The sequence below is a fragment of the Viridibacillus sp. FSL E2-0187 genome (genome assembly GCF_038006425.1).
GTDB classification, from domain to species: Bacteria; Bacillota; Bacilli; order Bacillales_A; family Planococcaceae; genus Viridibacillus; species Viridibacillus arvi.
The window spans coordinates 1,317,255-1,338,233 of record NZ_JBBOVG010000001.1; the positions used below are offsets into that span (position 1 = coordinate 1,317,255).

Here is a 20,979-nt window from a genome sequence, read left to right on the forward strand (position 1 = left end):
TAGGAGGAATTTATAGTTTCTCCTGAATAAATAATTTAAGGAGGAAAATTATGACGCAAAAAAGTGAGTTTATTATAGATTATGAACATATTAATATTTCTGAGGAATATTGGAGGAAAATTCTGAATGATGATTATGAAAGAATACTTATTAGAAAGGATAGAAAAAAAGGATTAATTAGCAATAAAGAATATAGTATTGATAGTGATATCGTTGCTAATTTATCTAAAATGACTAAGAATGATGACGCAATGTTATACGTGTTATTATTGACAGTTTTTAAAATAACTATGGAAAAATTTGTTGGAAGTTCGAAATTTCTAATAGGTTTACCTCAATATTTAAAACTTAGCGAACTTGAATATAATAATGAGTTTATAGTAGTTCAAAATAATGTAAAAGATAATAATAACTTCAAGGAGGCATTGATCAACAATAGAAGAGAGTTCTTAAAGTTACATCAAAATCAAATGTATCCCGTGACAAACTTAATTAAAAAAATGGGCTTGTTTGATAAGATTAATGTTTATTTCACTATGAAAAATATACACAGTAATAAACAAATAGATGATATCTTAAATCAGCAAAATAATGACCTAACTATTATAGTAGATAGAAAAGATGAAAATATAAAAATTAAATTTAACAAATGTGATAATTCTTTAATAGAAGAGACAGTAGCTAATCTTTTTATGAATGTATTAAAATTTGCTTTAAAAAACTTAAATGTCAAAATTAAAGATTATGAAATAGTAGGAGAAATGGAAAAGCGAAGATTACTTTATGATTTTAATGATACTTATGCGGATTATCCTAGAGATAAAACAATACAGGAATTATTTGAAGAGCAAGTAGAAAGAAATCCAGATAAAGTAGCAATGGTTTTTGAAGGTAAGCAATTAACATATAGAGTACTTAATGAAAAGTCAAATCAGCTAGCGAGGTTGTTAAGAACTAAAGGTGTTAAAGCTGATACAATAGCAGGAATAATGGTAGACAGATCTCTAGAGATGATAGTAGGGATAATGGGTATTTTAAAGGCCGGAGGAGCATATTTGCCAATAGACCCAAGCTATCCACAAGACAGAATAGAATATATGCTAGAGGATAGTGAAAGTAAGATATTATTGAGTAAAGAGAGCCTAGTAGAAGATATATCTTTCAGTGGAGAATGTATAGACATATTTAATAAGGAATTATTTAAAGGTGATTCACAGAATATTGGCAAAATAAATAGCTCTAGTGATTTAGCATATGTTATTTATACTTCTGGTACAACTGGAAAACCAAAAGGAGTAATGGTTAGTCATTATAATTTGGTCAACTACTGTTGTTCAATTATAAAAAAACTGACTTTAACGACAAATGATGAAACAGCATTATTATCTTCATATGCATTTGATTTAGGGTATACAACCATATTTACATCATTAATTGTTGGGATAAAATTAAATATCATTTCTGATGAAAAATATAAAAAACCTGAGGAGTTAGTTCAATTCCTGATGAATAATATTACTTATATTAAAATTACACCATCTATATTCAATATGATTTTAAATTCAGGATATGCTAAACAATTATTTGATAATGGGAAATTAAGAATAATAATTTTGGGTGGAGAATCAATTAATATTAATGACTTAGAGAAGTTTTTAAGTATAGGTAATAAAAATGATATTGAAATAATAAATCATTATGGTCCTACTGAAAGTACGATAGGTTGTATAACAACATTAATTGACTTAAGAAACTTAAAATATTCGAAAAATATAATAGGAACGCCATTAAATAATATAAAAGCGTTTATTTTTAATAAAAATGATAAGTTATGTGGTATTAATATACCAGGAGAACTATGTATAAGTGGAGAAGGGTTAGCAAGGGGATATTTAAACAGATTAGAATTAACAGCAGAGAAATTTGTAGAAAATCCATTTGAACCAGAAAAGAAAATGTATAAAACAGGGGACTTAGCAAGATGGCTACCAGATGGAAGTATAGAGTTCCTTGGAAGAATAGATAGCCAAGTAAAAATAAGGGGTTTTAGAATAGAACTTGAAGAGATAAAAAATAGAATATTACAACATGAAGAAATTAAAGAATCAACAGTCGTAATAAAAGTAAATAAAGAAAATGAAAAATATATATGTGCGTATGTGGTCTGTGAAAAAGACGTTAAAGAGTTGAACTTAAGAGATTTTTTAAGAGAAAATTTACCAGAATATATGGTTCCATCTTATTTTGTGCAGATTGAAAAGATGCCATTAACTCAAAACGGAAAGATTAATAGAAGGGAACTTCCTGAGCCAAATATAAATGAGATTTTAAATGAATACGAAGCACCAAGAAATGAAATAGAAAAAGTTTTAGCCGAAGTATGGAGTGAAGTGTTAGGTATAGAAAAAATAGGAATAAATGATAACTTCTTTGAGCTTGGGGGACATTCATTAAAAGCTACAGTACTTTTATCAAAAATTCACAAAGCATTGAATAAAGATATACAACTAAAAGAATTATTTAGGTTGCCAACAATAAAAGAACTAAGTGGATTTATAGAAAATGAGAAAGAAAGTATTCATTCAAAAATAGAAAAAGTGAAAGAAGAAGAGAAGTATGAAGCATCATCAGCTCAGAAGAGGATGTACTTGCTTCAACAATTCGACAAAGAAAATACAACCTATAATATGCCATTAGTGTTTGAATTATCAGGGAAAATAGACAAAAAGAGAATAGAACAGACATTTGGAACATTAGTAGAAAGGCACGAAGCGTTAAGGACATACTTTGAGGTTGTTGAAGATACAATTGTCCAAAAAATAGATACTACTAACAAGTTCGAATGGATAGAAAGAAACACTAGCGAGAGTATAGAAGCTATTGTCGACAAATTTGTCAAACCGTTTGTATTAGAACAAGGCCCGTTACTTAGAGTGGAATTTGTAGAAACGAGAGAAAAAGCCTACTTATTATTAGATATGCATCACATAATATCAGACGGTGTATCTAGGGATATATTAACAAGAGAGTTTGCGTCTCTATATAATGGAGTGGATTTAGAACCTTTAAAGCTTCAATATAAAGACTTTTCAGCATGGCAAAATGATTTCTTGAAATCAGAAGAAATGAAAAGACAAGAAGAGTATTGGATCAATAAGTTTAGTGATGAAGTTCCAGTTCTAAACTTACCGTATGATTATGAACGGTCGGCAATGCAGAGTTACGAGGGAGATAGTGTAAACTTTGAAGTAAATGAAAAAACTCTAGAAAAGCTAAGAGGACTCGCGAAAGAAACAGGAACAACAATGTATATGGTACTACTATCAGCCTTTAATATACTTCTGTCCAAATATAGCGGACAGGAAGACATAGTAGTAGGAACGCCAATAGCAGGGAGGACTCATGCGGACCTTGAAAATGTGATGGGGATGTTTGTGAATACCTTGGCGTTAAGAAATGAGCCTCAGGAAGAAAAAGCTTATTTGGAGTTTTTAGAAGACGTTAAAGAAAACTGTTTAAAGGCATATGAAAATCAGAGTCTTCAATTCGAAGAATTGGTTGAAAAGTTAAACTTAAGAAGAGATACAAGCAGAAATCCATTATTCGATGTAATGTTTAATATGGTAGACACAGTAACAAGTCAAGATATTCAGATAGAGGGACTTTTATTAAATGCATATGATAAGGGCACTAAAATATCAAAATTTGATTTAACATTGAATGCATTAGAAGAAGGAAGCACATTACAGTTCTGTATAGAATACTGTTCAAAACTTTTTAAGAAAGTAACAATAGATAAGTTAAGCAATCATTTCATAAAGATATTAGAGGATATATCCACTAATTATGAGAAGAAAATAACTGAATTTGAACTAATAACGGCAAGAGAGAAAAATCAAATACTATACGAATTTAATGATACTAAGACAGATTATCCTAAAGACAAGACCGTACAGGAGCTATTTGAGAAACAAGTAGAAAGAACACCAAATAATATAGCAGTAGTATTTGAAGATGAACAGTTAACTTATAAAGAGTTAAACGAGCGAGCAAATCAACTTGCAAGAGTTTTAAGAGAGAACGGAGTAGGTAGAGATAAGATAGTAGGAATAATGCTAGAGCGTTCGGTGGAAATGATTGTAGGAATACTAGGAATTATAAAGGCTGGTGGAGCGTACCTACCTATAGATCCTGCACATCCGAATGAAAGAATTGAGTATATGTTGGAAGACAGTCAGAGTAAAGTTCTATTAACCCAAAATCGTTTAGTATTTAACCTCGATTTTAATGGGGAAATAATAGACCTGTATAATGATGACTTGTTTAAGGGAGCCTCGGGTAATCTAAGTAAGGTAAATAGCGCGAATGATTTAGTCTATGTTATATATACATCAGGAACTACTGGCAACCCGAAGGGCGTAATGATTGAACATAGAAATTTAAATAATTTAGTAATAGCTTTAAATAATGCTATTTATGAAAGATATACTGATCCTCTAAGAGTAGGTTTGGTATCACCTGTTTATTTTGATGCATCAGTACAACAAATTTTCTTTTCTATATTAAATGGACATAGTTTATATATTGTTGATGAAGAGACAAGAAAGGATGCTAAAAGGCTAGTACAATATTACCGAAAGTATAGTATTGATATTTCAGATGGCACTCCAATGCATATGAAGATGCTGTTAAACAGTGGTCTAATTATGGGTAATGAATTGCCAATTAAGCAATTTATATTAGGCGGTGAAACACTCGCATCAAATACAATTAAAGAATTTTATAAATATTTTACAAAAGGAAATGTTGGACCTTATATTACAAATGTATATGGACCGACAGAGTGTTGTGTAGATTCCACGATCTATGAGATTCAACAAAACAGCTTGGATGAAGATATTATACCTATCGGTAAACCGTTAAATAATACAAGGGTTTATATCTTGGATAAGAATAATAAGATGATGCCAATAGGGGTGATTGGGGAACTATGTATTTCGGGTAATGGCCTCGCAAGAGGATATTTAAACAAACCAGAACTTACAGCTGAAAAATTTGTGAATAATCCATTTGAACTGGGTACGAAAATGTACAAAACAGGAGATTTGGCACGATGGTTACCGGATGGGAATATCGAATATCTCGGTCGGTTGGATCACCAAGTGAAAATTAGAGGATTCCGAATAGAACTTGGGGAAATCGAAAATCGATTACTACAGCATAAAGAGGTTAAAGAAGTAGCTATTTTGGCAAGAGAGAATCAAGCGAAGGAAAAATATATTTGTGCTTATGTGGTAAGTGGAATAGAAATTAGTGAATTAGATTTGAAGGGGTATCTAAAAGAAAATTTACCAGAATATATGGTTCCGTCTTATTTTATTCAGCTAGATAAAATGCCATTAACTACGAATGGAAAGCTTAATAGGAAAGCACTCCCTGAACCAGATCTACAGGCGTATGTGCAAGAATATGAAGCTCCAAGAAATGAAGTAGAAAAGAAATTAGTAGATATATGGAGCGAAGTTCTAGGTGTTGAAAAGGTTGGAATAAATGATAACTTCTTTGAATTGGGAGGCCATTCATTAAAGGCAACGGTACTACTATCTAAAATTCATAAGGGACTAAATAAAGAATTACCATTCCAAGAACTATTTAGATCGCCGACAATCAATGAGCTAGGAAAGTTCATTGAATCAATAGCTGAAAATACGTTTTCATCTATAGAGAAGGTAAAAGAACAAGATTATTATGAAGTATCATCAGCTCAGAAGAGGATGTACTTGCTCCAACAATTCGACAAAGAAAATACAACCTATAATATGCCATTGGTGTTTGAATTATCAGGAAAAATAGACAAAAAGAGAATAGAAAAGACATTTGGAACATTAGTTGAAAGGCACGAAGCTTTACGGACATACTTTGAGGTTATTGAAGATACAATTGTCCAAAAAATCGATGCTACAAACAAGTTCGAGTGGATAGAAAGAAACACTAACGAGAATATAGAAGCTATTGTAGACAAATTTGTCAAACCGTTTGTATTAGAACAAGGTCCGTTACTTAGAGTAGAATTTGTAGAAGCAAGAGAAAAAACCTACTTATTATTAGATATGCATCACATAATATCAGACGGTGTATCTATGGATATATTAACAAGAGAGTTTGCGTCTCTATATAATGGAGTGGATTTAGAACCTTTAAAGCTTCAATATAAAGACTTTTCAGCATGGCAAAATGATTTCTTGAAATCAGAAGAAATGAAAAGACAAGAAGAGTATTGGATCAATAAGTTTAGTGATGAAGTTCCAGTTCTAAACTTACCGTATGATTATGAACGGTCGGCAATGCAGAGTTACGAGGGAGATAGTGTAAACTTTGAAGTAAATGAAAAAACTCTAGAAAAGCTAAGAGGACTCGCGAAAGAAACAGGAACAACAATGTATATGGTACTACTATCAGCCTTTAATATACTTCTGTCCAAATATAGCGGACAGGAAGACATAGTAGTAGGAACGCCAATAGCAGGGAGGACTCATGCGGACCTTGAAAATGTGATGGGGATGTTTGTGAATACCTTGGCGTTAAGAAATGGGCCTCAGGAAGAAAAAGCTTATTTGGAGTTTTTAGAAGAAGTTAAAGAAAACTGTTTAAAGGCATATGAAAATCAGAATTATCAATTCGAAGAATTGGTTGAAAAGTTAAATCTAAGAAGAGATACGAGTAGAAGTCCACTGTTCGATGTAATGTTTAACATGGTAGACACAGAAACAAGTCGCGATATTCAGCTAGATGAACTTTTATTAAATGCATATGATAATGGCACTAAAATATCAAAATTTGATTTAACATTGAATGCATTAGAAGAAGGAAGCACATTACAGTTCAGTATAGAATACTGTTCAAAACTTTTTAAGAAAGAAACAATAGAAAAGTTAAGCAGTCATTTCATAAAAATATTAGAGGATGTATCCACTAATTATGAGATGAAGATAACTGAGTTTGAACTAATAACGGCAAGAGAGAAAAGTCAAATACTATACGAATTTAATGACACGAAGGCAGATTATTCTAAAGACAAAACGATACAGGAGCTGTTTGAGGAACAAGTAGAAAGAACACCAAATAGTGTAGCGGTAGTATTTGGTGAGGAGCAGTTAACTTATAAAGAGTTGAACGAGCGAGCAAATCAACTGGCTAGAGTGTTAAGGTCTAAAGGTGTTAAAGCGGATGAAATTGTCGGCATTATGGTGGAGCGGTCAATGGAGATGATCATAGGGATAATGGGAGTTATAAAAGCTGGTGGAGCTTACCTACCTATAGATCCAAGCAATCCTCAAGAACGTATTAATTATGTATTGAAGGATAGTCAAGCAAAGCTTATTCTCACACATCGGCATTTAAATGTATCGAACTTTAATGGAGAAGTTATAAATTTAGAAAATGAGGCATTGTATAAGGGTGATAACTCGAACTTTGTGAACTTATATAACTCAAAGGATTTAGCCTATGTGATTTACACATCAGGGTCTACGGGTAAGCCAAAAGGGGTTATGGTAGAGCAATATTCTGTTGTGAATCGAATTAACTGGATGATTGAAGAATATGGAATTAATGCACAGGATGTTTTACTACAAAAAACCCCATTCATGTTTGATGTCTCTGTATGGGAACTATTTATGTGGTCCTTTGTAGGAGCTAAGCTGTGTATCTTGCCTCCAAAGGCAGAAAAGAATCCTATAATTATAATGGATAATATTGCTAAACAACAAGTCACGCACATACATTTTGTTCCATCTATGCTTAATCTCTTTTTAGATACAATTAACGAAAAGAATAGTATAACGCTTTCAAGCTTAAAGCAAATCTTCTCCAGCGGAGAAGCACTACAACGACAACAAATTGAAAAATTTAACAAATTAATTCAAGGGAATGGAAAAATAAAGTTGCAGAATTTGTATGGTCCAACAGAAGCAACTGTTGATGTAAGCTATTTTGACTGTACAGAGGAAATAGGATCAGACATTGTTCCTATTGGAAAGCCTATCAATAACATACAACTATATATTATGAACAATCAGCATAAAATATGTCCCATTGGAGTAACTGGTGAGTTATGCATTGCAGGAGACGGTCTGGCTAGAGGATATTTAAACAAACCAGAACTGACAGCTGAAAAATTTGTAGATAATCCATTTGAACCGGGTACGAAAATGTACAAAACAGGAGATTTGGCACGATGGTTACCGGATGGGAATATCAAATATCTCGGTCGGTTGGATCACCAAGTAAAAATTAGAGGATTCCGAATAGAACTTGGGGAAATCGAAAATCGATTACTACAGCATAAAGAGGTTAAAGAAGTAGCTATTTTGGCAAGAGAGAATCAAGCGAAGGAAAAATATATTTGTGCTTATGTGGTAAGTGGAATAGAAATTAGTGAATTAGATTTGAAGGGGTATCTAAAAGAAAATTTACCAGAATATATGGTTCCGTCTTATTTTATTCAGCTAGATAAAATGCCATTAACTACGAATGGAAAGCTTAATAGGAAAGCACTCCCTGAACCAGATCTACAGGCGTATGTGCAAGAATATGAAGCTCCAAGAAATGAAGTAGAAAAGAAATTAGTAGATATATGGAGCGAAGTTCTAGGTGTTGAAAAGGTTGGAATAAATGATAACTTCTTTGAATTGGGAGGCCATTCATTAAAGGCAACGGTACTACTATCTAAAATTCATAAGGGACTAAATAAAGAATTACCATTCCAAGAACTATTTAGATCGCCGACAATCAATGAGCTAGGAAAGTTCATTGAATCAATAGCTGAAAATACGTTTTCATCTATAGAGAAGGTAAAAGAACAAGATTATTATGAAGTATCATCAGCTCAGAAGAGGATGTACTTGCTCCAACAATTCGACAAAGAAAATACAACCTATAATATGCCATTGGTGTTTGAATTATCAGGAAAAATAGACAAAAAGAGAATAGAAAAGACATTTGGAACATTAGTTGAAAGGCACGAAGCTTTACGGACATACTTTGAGGTTATTGAAGATACAATTGTCCAAAAAATCGATGCTACAAACAAGTTCGAGTGGATAGAAAGAAACACTAACGAGAATATAGAAGCTATTGTAGACAAATTTGTCAAACCGTTTGTATTAGAACAAGGTCCGTTACTTAGAGTAGAATTTGTAGAAGCAAGAGAAAAAACCTACTTATTATTAGATATGCATCACATAATATCAGACGGTGTATCTATGGATATATTAACAAGAGAGTTTGCGTCTCTATATAATGGAGTGGATTTAGAACCTTTAAAGCTTCAATATAAAGACTTTTCAGCATGGCAAAATGATTTCTTGAAATCAGAAGAAATGAAAAGACAAGAAGAGTATTGGATCAATAAGTTTAGTGATGAAGTTCCAGTTCTAAACTTACCGTATGATTATGAACGGTCGGCAATGCAGAGTTACGAGGGAGATAGTGTAAACTTTGAAGTAAATGAAAAAACTCTAGAAAAGCTAAGAGGACTCGCGAAAGAAACAGGAACAACAATGTATATGGTACTACTATCAGCCTTTAATATACTTCTGTCCAAATATAGCGGACAGGAAGACATAGTAGTAGGAACGCCAATAGCAGGGAGGACTCATGCGGACCTTGAAAATGTGATGGGGATGTTTGTGAATACCTTGGCGTTAAGAAATGGGCCTCAGGAAGAAAAAGCTTATTTGGAGTTTTTAGAAGAAGTTAAAGAAAACTGTTTAAAGGCATATGAAAATCAGAATTATCAATTCGAAGAATTGGTTGAAAAGTTAAATCTAAGAAGAGATACGAGTAGAAGTCCACTGTTCGATGTAATGTTTAACATGGTAGACACAGAAACAAGTCGCGATATTCAGCTAGATGAACTTTTATTAAATGCATATGATAATGGCACTAAAATATCAAAATTTGATTTAACATTGAATGCATTAGAAGAAGGAAGCACATTACAGTTCAGTATAGAATACTGTTCAAAACTTTTTAAGAAAGAAACAATAGATAAGTTAAGCAGTCATTTCATAAAGATATTAGAGGATGTATCCACTAATTATGAGATGAAGATAACTGAGTTTGAACTAATAACGGCAAGAGAGACAAGTCAAATACTATACGAATTTAATGATACGAAGGCAAATTATCCTAAAGACAAGACCGTACAGGAGCTATTTGAGAAACAAGTAGAAAGAACACCAAATAATATAGCAGTAGTATTTGAAGATGAGCAGTTAACTTATAAAGAGTTAAACGAGCGAGCAAATCAACTCGCAAGAGTTTTAAGAGAGAACGGAGTAGGTAGAGATAAGATAGTAGGAATAATGCTAGAGCGTTCGGTGGAAATGATTGTAGGAATAATGGGAATTATAAAGGCAGGAGGAGCGTACCTACCTATAGATCCAAGCTATCCTGACAGTCGAAAAGATTATATGCTAAAGGATAATAATACGGAAATATTAGTCACAGAATCTAAATTTGTGACTGGAGTAAGATTAGATTGTAAGATTTTAGATATAAATGAGAAAAGTTTATACTCTAAAGATAAAACTAATTTAGAGATAATAAATAATAATAAAGATTTATTATATGTAATTTATACTTCAGGCACCACTGGAAACCCAAAAGGGGTAATGATAGAACAGAGAAGTTTAATTAATATGATGTATTGCTGGATAGATAATTATAATCTAAATAACTTTAAAGTAAACTTGCTACAAATGGCGAGTGTTGCTTTTGACGTATTCACAGGAGACTTAAGCAGAAGTTTATTGACAGGTGGTACCATGCATATTTGTCCTGAGGATATAAAGTTGAATATGGAGAACCTATATAAGTTAATAAAAAATAATGAAATAAATATACTAGAATCGACACCAAATTTGTTGATAACATTTATGAATTATTTGAATGAAAATAACTTATCAATTGACAGTTTGAAAATGTTGATTTTAGGGTCGGATAGTTGTGCAATAGAGGATTATAAAAGGCTAGTAAAAATACATGGTCAAACTATAAGGATCTTGAATAGCTATGGAGTAACAGAGGCAACAATTGATTCAAGTTATTATGAAGAAAATATTGATAGTATTCAGTCAAATTTGGTTAATACGCCAATAGGAAAACCATTACAAAATACTAAGGTTTATATATTAAGTAGTTCAAAAAACTTACAACCAATTGGGATAGTTGGAGAGCTATTTATTTCTGGGAATGGACTCGCTAGAGGATATTTAAACAAACCAGAACTGACAGCTGAAAGATTTGTAGATAATCCATTTGAACCGGGTACGAAAATGTACAAAACAGGAGATTTGGCACGATGGTTACCGGATGGGAATATCGAATATCTCGGTCGGTTGGATCACCAAGTAAAAATTAGAGGATTCCGAATAGAGCTTGGGGAAATAGAAAATCAATTACTACAGCATAAAGAGGTTAATGAAGTAGCTATTTTGGCAAGAGAGAATCAAGTGAAGGAAAAATATATTTGTGCTTATGTGGTAAGTGGAATAGAAATTAGTGAATTAGATTTGAAGGGGTATCTAAAAGAAAATTTACCAGAATATATGGTTCCGTCTTATTTTATTCAGCTAGATAAAATGCCATTAACTACGAATGGAAAGCTTAATAGGAAGGCACTTCCTGAACCAGATCTACAGGCGTATGTGCAAGAATATGAAGCTCCAAGAAATGAAGTAGAAAAGAAATTAGTAGATATATGGAGCGAAGTTCTAGGTGTTGAAAAAGTGGGAATAAATGATAACTTCTTTGAACTGGGAGGCCATTCATTAAAGGCAACTGTACTTTTGTCTAAAATTCATAAGGGATTAAATAAAGAATTACCTTTCCAAGAACTATTTGGATCACCGACAATCAAGGAACTAAGCAAGTTCATTGAATCAATAGATGAAAATAGATTTGCATCTATCGAGAAGGTAAAGGAAGAAGATTATTATGAAGCATCATCTGCACAGAAGAGGATGTACTTGCTCCAACAATTCGACAAAGAAAACACAACATATAATATGCCATTGGTGTTTGAATTATCAGGAAAAATAGACAAAAAGAGAATAGAAAAGACATTTGGAACATTAGTTGAAAGGCACGAAGCTTTACGGACATACTTTGAGGTTATTGAAGATACAATTGTCCAAAAAATAGATACTACTAACAAGTTCAAGTGGATAGAAAGAAACACTAACGAGAATATAGAAGCTATTGTAGACAAATTTGTCAAACCGTTTGTATTAGAACAAGGTCCGTTACTTAGAGTAGAATTTGTAGAAGTGAGAGAAAAAGCCTACTTATTATTAGATATGCATCACATAATATCAGATGGTGTATCTATGGATATATTAACAAGAGAGTTTGCGTCTCTATATAATGGAGTGGATTTAGAACCTTTAAAGCTTCAATATAAAGACTTTTCAGCATGGCAAAATGATTTCTTGAAATCAGAAGAAATGAAAAGACAAGAAGAGTATTGGATCAATAAGTTTAGTGATGAAGTTCCAGTTCTAAACTTACCGTATGATTATGAACGGTCGGCAATGCAGAGTTACGAGGGAGATAGTGTAAACTTTGAAGTAAATGAAAAAACTCTAGAAAAGCTAAGAGGACTCGCGAAAGAAACAGGAACAACAATGTATATGGTACTACTATCAGCCTTTAACATACTTCTATCCAAATATAGCGGACAGGAAGAGATAGTAGTAGGAACGCCAATAGCGGGAAGAACTCATGCGGACCTTGAAAATGTAATGGGGATGTTTGTGAACACCTTGGCGTTTAGAAATGAGCCTCGGGAAGAAGGAGCTTATTTGGAGTTTTTAGAAGAAGTTAAAGAAAATTGTTTAAAGGCATATGAAAATCAGAATTATCAATTCGAAGAATTGGTTGAAAAGTTAAATCTAAGAAGAGATACAAGTAGAAATCCATTATTCGATATAATGTTTAACATGGTAGACACAGAAACAAGTCGCGATATTCAACTAGATGGACTTTTATTAAACCCATATTATAATGGCACTAAAATATCAAAATTCGATTTAACATTGAATGCATCAGAAGAAGGTAGCAAATTACAGTTCAGTATAGAATATTGTTCAAAACTCTTTAAGAAAGAAACAATAGATAAGTTAAGCAATCATTTCATAAAGTTATTAGAGGATATATCCACTAATTATGAGATGAAGATAACTGAGTTTGAACTAATAACAATAAGAGAGAAAGATCAAATACTATATGAGTTTAATAATACGAACGCAGCATACCCTAAAGATAAAACGGTGAAGGAGCTATTTGAAGAACAAGTAGAAAGAACACCAAATAGTGTAGCTATAGTATTTGGTGAGAAGCAGGTGACATATAGAGAACTTAACGAAAAAGCGAATCAATTGGCTAGATTGTTAAGGTCTAAAGGTGTTAAAGCGGATGAAATAGTGGGCATTATGCTAGACCGTTCAGTGGAGATGATTATAGGGATAATGGGAGTTATAAAAGCTGGTGGTGCCTACTTACCTATAGATCCTACACATCCAAATGAAAGAATCGAGTATATGTTGGAAGACAGTCAGAGTAAGGTTTTATTAACTCAAAATCGTATAGTAGGTAACCTTGGTTTTAATAGTGAAATAATAGATCTGTATAATGATGACTTGTTTAAGGGAGCCTCAAGTAATCTAAGTAAAGTAACTAGAGCGAATGATTTGGTCTATGTCATATATACATCAGGAACTACTGGCAACCCGAAGGGCGTAATGATCGAGAATAAGGGGTTAACGAATTATGTATGGTGGGCTAATAAAATGTATCTAAAAGATGATGAAGAAACTATAGCTTTTTATTCATCAGTATCTTTTGATTTGACTGTAACCTCTCTTTTTCCTCCTTTAATCTCAGGAAATAGAATAGTGATTTATGGTAATGACGAATCGGAGTTTATTTTATTTAAAATATTAAGAGAGAACGTGACTACTGTTCTAAAGCTTACACCTGCACATTTAACTTTATTAAAAGACATGGATAATAGTAATTCAAAAATAAAAAGACTCATTATCGGTGGGGAAGATTTAAAGGAGAATTTAGCAGAGAAAATATATAAAAATTTTAACAAAAATGTAGAGATATACAATGAATATGGACCTACAGAGTCGGTAGTTGGATGCACGGTATATAAATATGATGATAAATATAATGGTGTATCCGTTCCAATAGGTTGTCCAGGTGACAATGTTCAAATCCATATACTAGATAAACATCTTAATGTGGTTCCTACAGGATTAGTTGGAGAATTATTTATCTCAGGAGACGGACTTGCACGAGGTTATTTAAACAAACCCGAACTGACAGCTGAAAAGTTTGTATATAATCCATTTGAACCAAGTAAGAAAATGTACAAAACAGGAGACTTAGCTAGGTGGTTACCAGATGGAAATATAGAGTATTTAGGAAGAGTAGACCATCAGGTTAAAATTAGAGGATTCCGAATAGAACTTGGGGAAATAGAAGGTCGACTACTACAGCATGAAGAGGTTAAAGAAGTGGCTGTTGTGGCAAGAGAGAATAAAGAAAAGGAAAAGTATATATGTGCTTATGTGGTTAGTGGAAAAGACATTGGTGAGCTAAATTTAAAGAGTTATTTGAAGGGAAGCCTACCGGAATATATGGTTCCATCTTATTTTGTTCAGCTTGCTAAGATGCCACTTACCACGAATGGGAAGCTCAATAGGAGAGCACTTCCAGAACCAGAAATACAGGCATATGCACAGGAATATGAAGCACCAAGAAATGAAATAGAAAAGAAATTAGTGGATATATGGAGTGAAGTTCTAGGTGTTGAACAAGTTGGAATAAATGATAACTTCTTCGAATTGGGAGGCCATTCATTGAAAGCTATGACTCTTTTATTGAAAATAAATAAAGAATTTAATACACAATTTTCAATAAAGCATACTTTCACTCTACCAACAATTAAAGATTTTGTTTCAGCTATGGAGAGTTTTGAAGAAAGTGCCATTAAATCGCATTCTGAGAATGCAGTATTACTTAAGAAGGCAGACAAAATCCAAGATGAAGATGAAGTTAACTTATTTATTGTACATGATGGTAGTGGAGATGTTGGAGCATATTTTCAATTGACTTCAAGAATAGGAAAAAATATTAATTGCTGGGGTATTAAGGCTGATAACAGAAATACTTATAACCTAGATTATTTGTCAATTGAGCAGTTAGCAGAAAAGTATATTAGAGTTATTAAAGATATACAACCTAAGGGTAGTTACAATATTGCAGGATGGAGTTTGGGAGGAATAATCGCATTTGAGATCGTTAGACAATTAGAGAATAATAATGAAGAAATAGGGAATTTAGTATTACTTGATTCATATATAAAATCGGTAGAACTACATGATACAGTATTACAAGATAATTTCACAGTAGAAAAGGAAAAAACGCAAATATTAAATTATATTGAGGATATTGAAATTTATGAAGAAATATCTAACAAAACAGATGTAGAAGAAGTTTGGACAACTACCGTTGAATACATGAAGCAGAAAGATATAAATCTAATAAAGTCTAATTTACCAACAGAATTTACAAGTATTATTCCAAATTTCGCGGATATTAATATTAGTGAATTAATATATGCTATTAATACAAATAGAACATTGAATAGAGCTGCAAACCTATATAGACCTCATAGTAAAGTTAAAAAACAGGCATTTTTGTACAAAGCTGAAGAAAACATAGATCGTATTGAAGACAATTGGAACAATTATTTTGAAAAGCAAGTTATTGTTAATAAAACAAGTGGTGATCATTATACAATGATCAAATCTGAAAATGCTAAATCTGTCGCTATGGAGTTGGAGAAAATATTTTGAGAATAAGGAAGTTACACAGTTTGTTTGAACACTAGGTTATCTTGTATGGCCATGAACGAATGGTATGTTTACCCTATTCAGTAATAAAAAATAATTTTAAAGCGCACCCAATGGAATTATCTGATATCTCCTTGGGTGCGTTTTTTGGTTAGCTCTTCGGTAGTACCGTGTTTCTTCCACTTTTGTATAAATTAATTGCCGTATATTATAAGGCATTAGACAGTAATCATTTGAACTAGTGTGCTTTTAGAAACCTCATAGGGCCTTCTGTCGCATAATGAGAATGGATGTGGGTTTGAAATAAAGTAGAGGTTTATAAAAAAGTTGCAACGTTTATAAAAATGTGTCAACTCCACTCGTGGTTAATCGTCATTTGAAGTGGGAGTATTCATTAACGATGGATGTAGTGGCAGAAAAAATGTGGCTCACCCTTCCTTTTCTCCTTTAAAGTAGTTCAAAATATCTTGAACATTTATTTTTAATACACTAGATGGAAAATTTTTATTCAGACTACAAATAGAAAGCTTATAAAGTTCAGTGAAATAGTACATTTTTACATGTAAATTCGAATCATACGGGAAGCTTCCTTCACAATTAATAAGAGGTCCATCTTCTAGGAAGTCGACATAATAACTTTTCAAAGGAATACTAAGGCCCTTTCCGGTGAGCTTCAAGACACTTTCTTTTACCGTCCAAACATTATAAAAATAGTCCAGAGTGTCTAGTGCTTCGTTTATCTTATTAATTTCAAAAGGATGAAACAGTGATACTATACTTTTAACATCTATCTCACAGGTCATTTCAATATCTATTCCAACTGGCTTGTTATCGATGATACAGACAACCCAACCTCCAGAGTGGGAAATGTTAAAATGGAAATTAATAGATTCATCTTCTAAATAAGGCTTACCATAGTGGTTTCGGAGTATAGTAGCCGTAAGACCATTTAAATCGTAATGTTTGTCTAGAAGATACCGTATCAGTAATTCTCCTACTACTGTCCGGACGGTGTCCTTAAAATTATTAAATTTTTTAGCTTTCGACAGAGTATATTTCGAAATTATATTATTATATTTATAATAATTAAAAATGTTTTCTTCAATACCTTCGATATTCACTGCATAAATTTTCAAAATTTATTTCCTCGTTTCTTGATATTTTGTAAAAACTGTTCAATCATCCAGGCTCTCACTAACAGGATTTATAAAGAAGTGTTTGAAAAGTTGATTTATTCTTTTCTCAAATTGATTAAATGTTTTGTTTAAATCAGCTTTTTTGGGGATATAATGGTTTGGAAGTATTCCATGATTTTATGAAAATAAAGGAATTAAGTGTATTATATCATTCAATATCATTTAGTAGTATCAAGCTGTAATGATTGCCAGCATAAGAGTGAACCAGGCTGTGCCTTACAGCAGGTCATTACAAATGGAGAGCTTTCAAATAAAAGATTACAAAGCTATCTAAAGCTTGAAAGAGAAGCAAGACATGCTGAGTTGAAAGCCGAGAGTCGGGAAAAAGAAAGACTAAAATATATGTTTGATAATTTGCGAGAAACAAAGAGAATTAGGAAAGCTACTAAGGCAAAAAATAGAAGAAGATAACATGAAGGAGCGACTATCGTTTAAGGTCGCTCCTTTATGTTATTCGGTAACCAAGCATCAATTGCATACAGGTAAGTAGAACAAGAAATCTATGTAGGTATGCCGTATAAATCGGATAATCGATCGAATACCACTGATTATTGACGTTTGTTTTTCAAGACTTAATAACTTTCTTTTGAGCAGAGCCAACATTGCTAGATTATATAAAAGAATCTATCATATAAAAAACATGTTGGAGCTAGTCTATCATTAATGTACTTTTACATTATCTAAAAGAAAACGATTCAGAAGTTAAGATTAAGTACTATTGACACGAGGGAGGAACATCATGAGTTTATATTCAAAACCAATGATAGAAAAAATGGATGATACATATGAAAATGAATTTTCATTACCAATTTTAACAGAGGTAATTCCTGTTCAAATTAGTGAAATTTCTGAGCTTGATTGTAGAGGTAAGATTAAGAAATTACTATCTCAAGACTATAAAATTTTGATACAAACTTCCAATTTACCTAAAAGGAAAATTCTATCTCATTTACATATAAAAGCTCAGAATAATTATTTTACACTATACGATGTAAGTGCTAGTTCATACAATGATGATATTTGGGAGTTATTAAATGAACAGCAATACGCCAATGGACATACTTTCTTTTTCATAAAAGATACTGAAGGGATAGAATTTGAACTTCCCCAATCAAGTACCAAAAGATTAAAAGTCCTCAATATAAAAAATAACGAAATCATTATATTACGATTAGAATTAGAGGAAGTAATCCGTCTAATATTCAGTGAGTTGTAGTAACCAGATAAAAAAAGACCATTCATTAAAGAATGGCCTTTTCTTTATTCACTAACGAATCAGTTTTTACTTCATGGTCTTTTATTAAACTATCTAATAATACATAGCCGAAAATAATTCCGCCAATAGTGATCAATAATGTACTTTGCGAAACAATTAATTCATTCGCAAAGTAAAAGTATTCCCCTATAAACGTATAAGTTAAGAAAGGTGACAAGGCTATAAATAATGCTGGCATAGCAATGACCACAATCTTTATCCAATCAAAAGTCCATTGTTTCTTTTCTTTAATTTCAATAATAAATTTAGGTAAACGAAGTAATATGCCAATAATAATAGGGAATGCGAAAGAGAACCTTATCAAGGGAAGAATAATAAATGTTGTGGAAGCTTCCTTTTCTAAATGCAATTTATAACTAAGTCCAAGGTAAATCATAACACCTACAATTATTAACGAAATGAAATATCTTGAAAAGCGTTTCACCTTCAACTCCTCCTTAAAAGTTTGATATTCTCAGAGTGACTAAATATATTCTTTTATAATAATATTTTCCTATTAATTGTATTGAAAAGCAAATAAATCTTTCATTACATACGGTTAAAATGGATAACCCATTATGGAAAGTATATTAACATATGCTCCGAGATGTTATTCATGACCATGAATACACTTGAAGAAACAATTTATTAATTAAATGAAATTCTTGGAGCAAATCCTTTATCTGAGAACAGTAAAGGGATTGTAGTTAGAATGATGATCCTGGAAGATAATATTAAATTAGCTTTATGTTGGTTCAAATCTTCTAGAGTAATGGTTATAATAATTGCATAGAGTGGATAAAAATCAATTAATTGGTAGGAGTAATGAAAGATGGATGACAAATTTAACATTATGATTGTCGAAGATGAACAGAAGATTGCTCAAATGATTGAAGAAAACTTAATCAAATGGGGATATGATGTATTTTCGGTCAAGGATTTTCAAAAAGTAGAAGAAGAATACTTGTCAGTGAAACCTCATTTAGTGTTGTTGGATATTAATTTACCTTATTACGATGGATTTTATTGGTGTGAGAAAATTAGGAAGTATTCTAATGTACCAATTATATTTGTGTCTTCTCGTAATGAGAAGATGGATATTATGATGGCTATTAATATGGGCGGGGATGATTTTATTCAGAAGCCATTCTCAATGGACATACTTGTGACGAAGATTAATGCGATAGTCCGTAGAACGTATACATATCTTTCTCCTAGTTTAAATGTGCTCAAACATAATGAATTGACATTAAATTTGAAGAATTCAACGGTTATGTTTGGTGAGAAGGAGAGTGAGCTTACAAAAAATGAATTTAAAATATTGACTGTTCTCTTTGAAAATAAACAAGAAATAATTAGCCGTGATACGCTTATGCGTGCTTTATGGGAAGATGAGAGTTTTATTGATGATAATACTTTAACAGTTAATATAAATCGTTTGCGTCGTAAGCTAACGGATATGGGAGTGGAAGATTATATCCAAACGAAGAAAGGGCAAGGGTATATGCTTATATGAGCGTTTGGCAGCATTTATTATTTAAAAGGCGGTTAATTATAACCTACATTATAATTATGTCGTTTATCACAGTGATGATTTATATCAATCCAAAACTCTCTATGCCAATAAATGATTTACTTTACCTTTACCTAATCTCAACTTCTTTCATTTTCTTGTACATATTTATAGAATATTACTTTATCAAAAAACACTTTATTGCATTGAAGAGTAGCTGTAGAGATGGTTATTTAATTCAAGAAGAGCTGCAGACTCCTAAAACATTGGAGCAACAGTTGTTTCAACAAATATTAAAACAAGTCGATCAACAGCATCAGCAAAAAGTCACAAGTATTTTAAACGATAAAAAAGAAACGATGGATTATATGACATCATGGTTCCATGAAATTAAAACCCCAATCTCGGTAAGCCGGTTAATTATTGAGAATGAGAAGAAAAATCCAGTATTGAATAGTATTGAGGAAGAAGTAGATACGATAGAAGGATACGTTGAGCAGGCACTTTACTTCATTCGAGCGGATGATTTCAATCAAGATTATTTTATTGTTCCTGTAGATTTAGGCGTAGTAATTCGATTAATTATTAAACAGAATGCCAAGATATTTATTCGGAAAAAGATAAAACTTAAGTTGGAAGTAGAGTCTACAGAGGTACTAACTGACCAAAAATGGCTAGTCTATATTTTGGCACAAATTCTATCTAATGCTTTGAAGTATACTTCGCCTCAGGGGGAAGTTAATATTTCTACAGAAGAAGATGATATAGAAAGAAGATTGATCATTGAGGACAATGGGATAGGAATAGATCAGGCCGACATCCAGAGAGTTTTTGATAAAGGCTTCACGGGGATGAATGGAAGAAGTCATGGGAATTCAACAGGCATGGGTCTATATCTAGCAAAGAGGTTAGCGAATAAATTAGGACATTCAATCACTATCACTTCAGAAAAGAACCTCTTTACTGTTGTTACTATACATTTTCCAAAACTGCATGATTACTATGCAATAACATAAAACAAAATGAGAGGCAGTCACCTTATTTTTACCTGCTTCTCATTTTGTAAGATTCGTTTTTATAACATGT

The 20,979-nt window shown here is 32.2% G+C and carries 7 protein-coding genes; 5 read left to right on the plus strand and 2 right to left on the minus strand.

Annotated elements, in window-relative coordinates; genetic code table 11:
- Positions 1-50 precede the first annotated feature (50 nt).
- Complete coding sequence (locus MHH85_RS06335) at positions 51-15,932, plus strand: non-ribosomal peptide synthetase (protein WP_340706326.1); 15,882 nt, start codon at positions 51-53, stop codon at positions 15,930-15,932.
- A gap of 425 nt (positions 15,933-16,357) precedes the next feature.
- Here MHH85_RS06335 and MHH85_RS06340 read toward each other — a convergent pair whose 3' ends face one another.
- The gene (locus MHH85_RS06340) at positions 16,358-17,065 is read right to left on the minus strand and encodes a 4'-phosphopantetheinyl transferase family protein (RefSeq protein WP_340706327.1); all 708 of its coding nucleotides are present in this window, start codon (positions 17,063-17,065) and stop codon (positions 16,358-16,360) included.
- A 198-nt stretch (positions 17,066-17,263) separates the two neighbouring features.
- On the opposite strand from MHH85_RS06340, the gene MHH85_RS06345 reads away from it, so the two are divergent.
- Together MHH85_RS06345 and MHH85_RS06350 are read left to right on the plus strand one after the other, a co-directional pair.
- Positions 17,264-17,536 (plus strand): hypothetical protein, encoded by a 273-nt coding sequence (locus MHH85_RS06345; RefSeq protein WP_340706328.1) that lies wholly within the window; start codon positions 17,264-17,266, stop codon positions 17,534-17,536.
- 328 nt (positions 17,537-17,864) lie between these two features.
- The gene (locus MHH85_RS06350; protein WP_340706329.1) at positions 17,865-18,341 is read left to right on the plus strand and encodes a hypothetical protein; all 477 of its coding nucleotides are present in this window, start codon (positions 17,865-17,867) and stop codon (positions 18,339-18,341) included.
- A gap of 25 nt (positions 18,342-18,366) precedes the next feature.
- On the opposite strand, the gene MHH85_RS06355 is transcribed toward MHH85_RS06350, so the two are convergent.
- Positions 18,367-18,825, minus strand: coding sequence for a hypothetical protein (locus tag MHH85_RS06355; protein ID WP_340706330.1), 459 nt, complete (start codon positions 18,823-18,825; stop codon positions 18,367-18,369).
- A 387-nt stretch (positions 18,826-19,212) separates the two neighbouring features.
- Between MHH85_RS06355 and MHH85_RS06360 the strand changes: the two genes are divergently transcribed.
- A complete protein-coding gene (locus MHH85_RS06360; RefSeq protein WP_193740135.1) occupies positions 19,213-19,896 on the plus strand; it encodes a response regulator transcription factor in 684 nt (227 codons plus the stop codon).
- Positions 19,893-20,909 (plus strand): sensor histidine kinase, encoded by a 1,017-nt coding sequence (locus tag MHH85_RS06365; protein ID WP_340706331.1) that lies wholly within the window; start codon positions 19,893-19,895, stop codon positions 20,907-20,909. The genes MHH85_RS06360 and MHH85_RS06365 overlap by 4 nt, the downstream gene beginning before the upstream one ends.
- Positions 20,910-20,979: the final 70 nt, after the last annotated feature.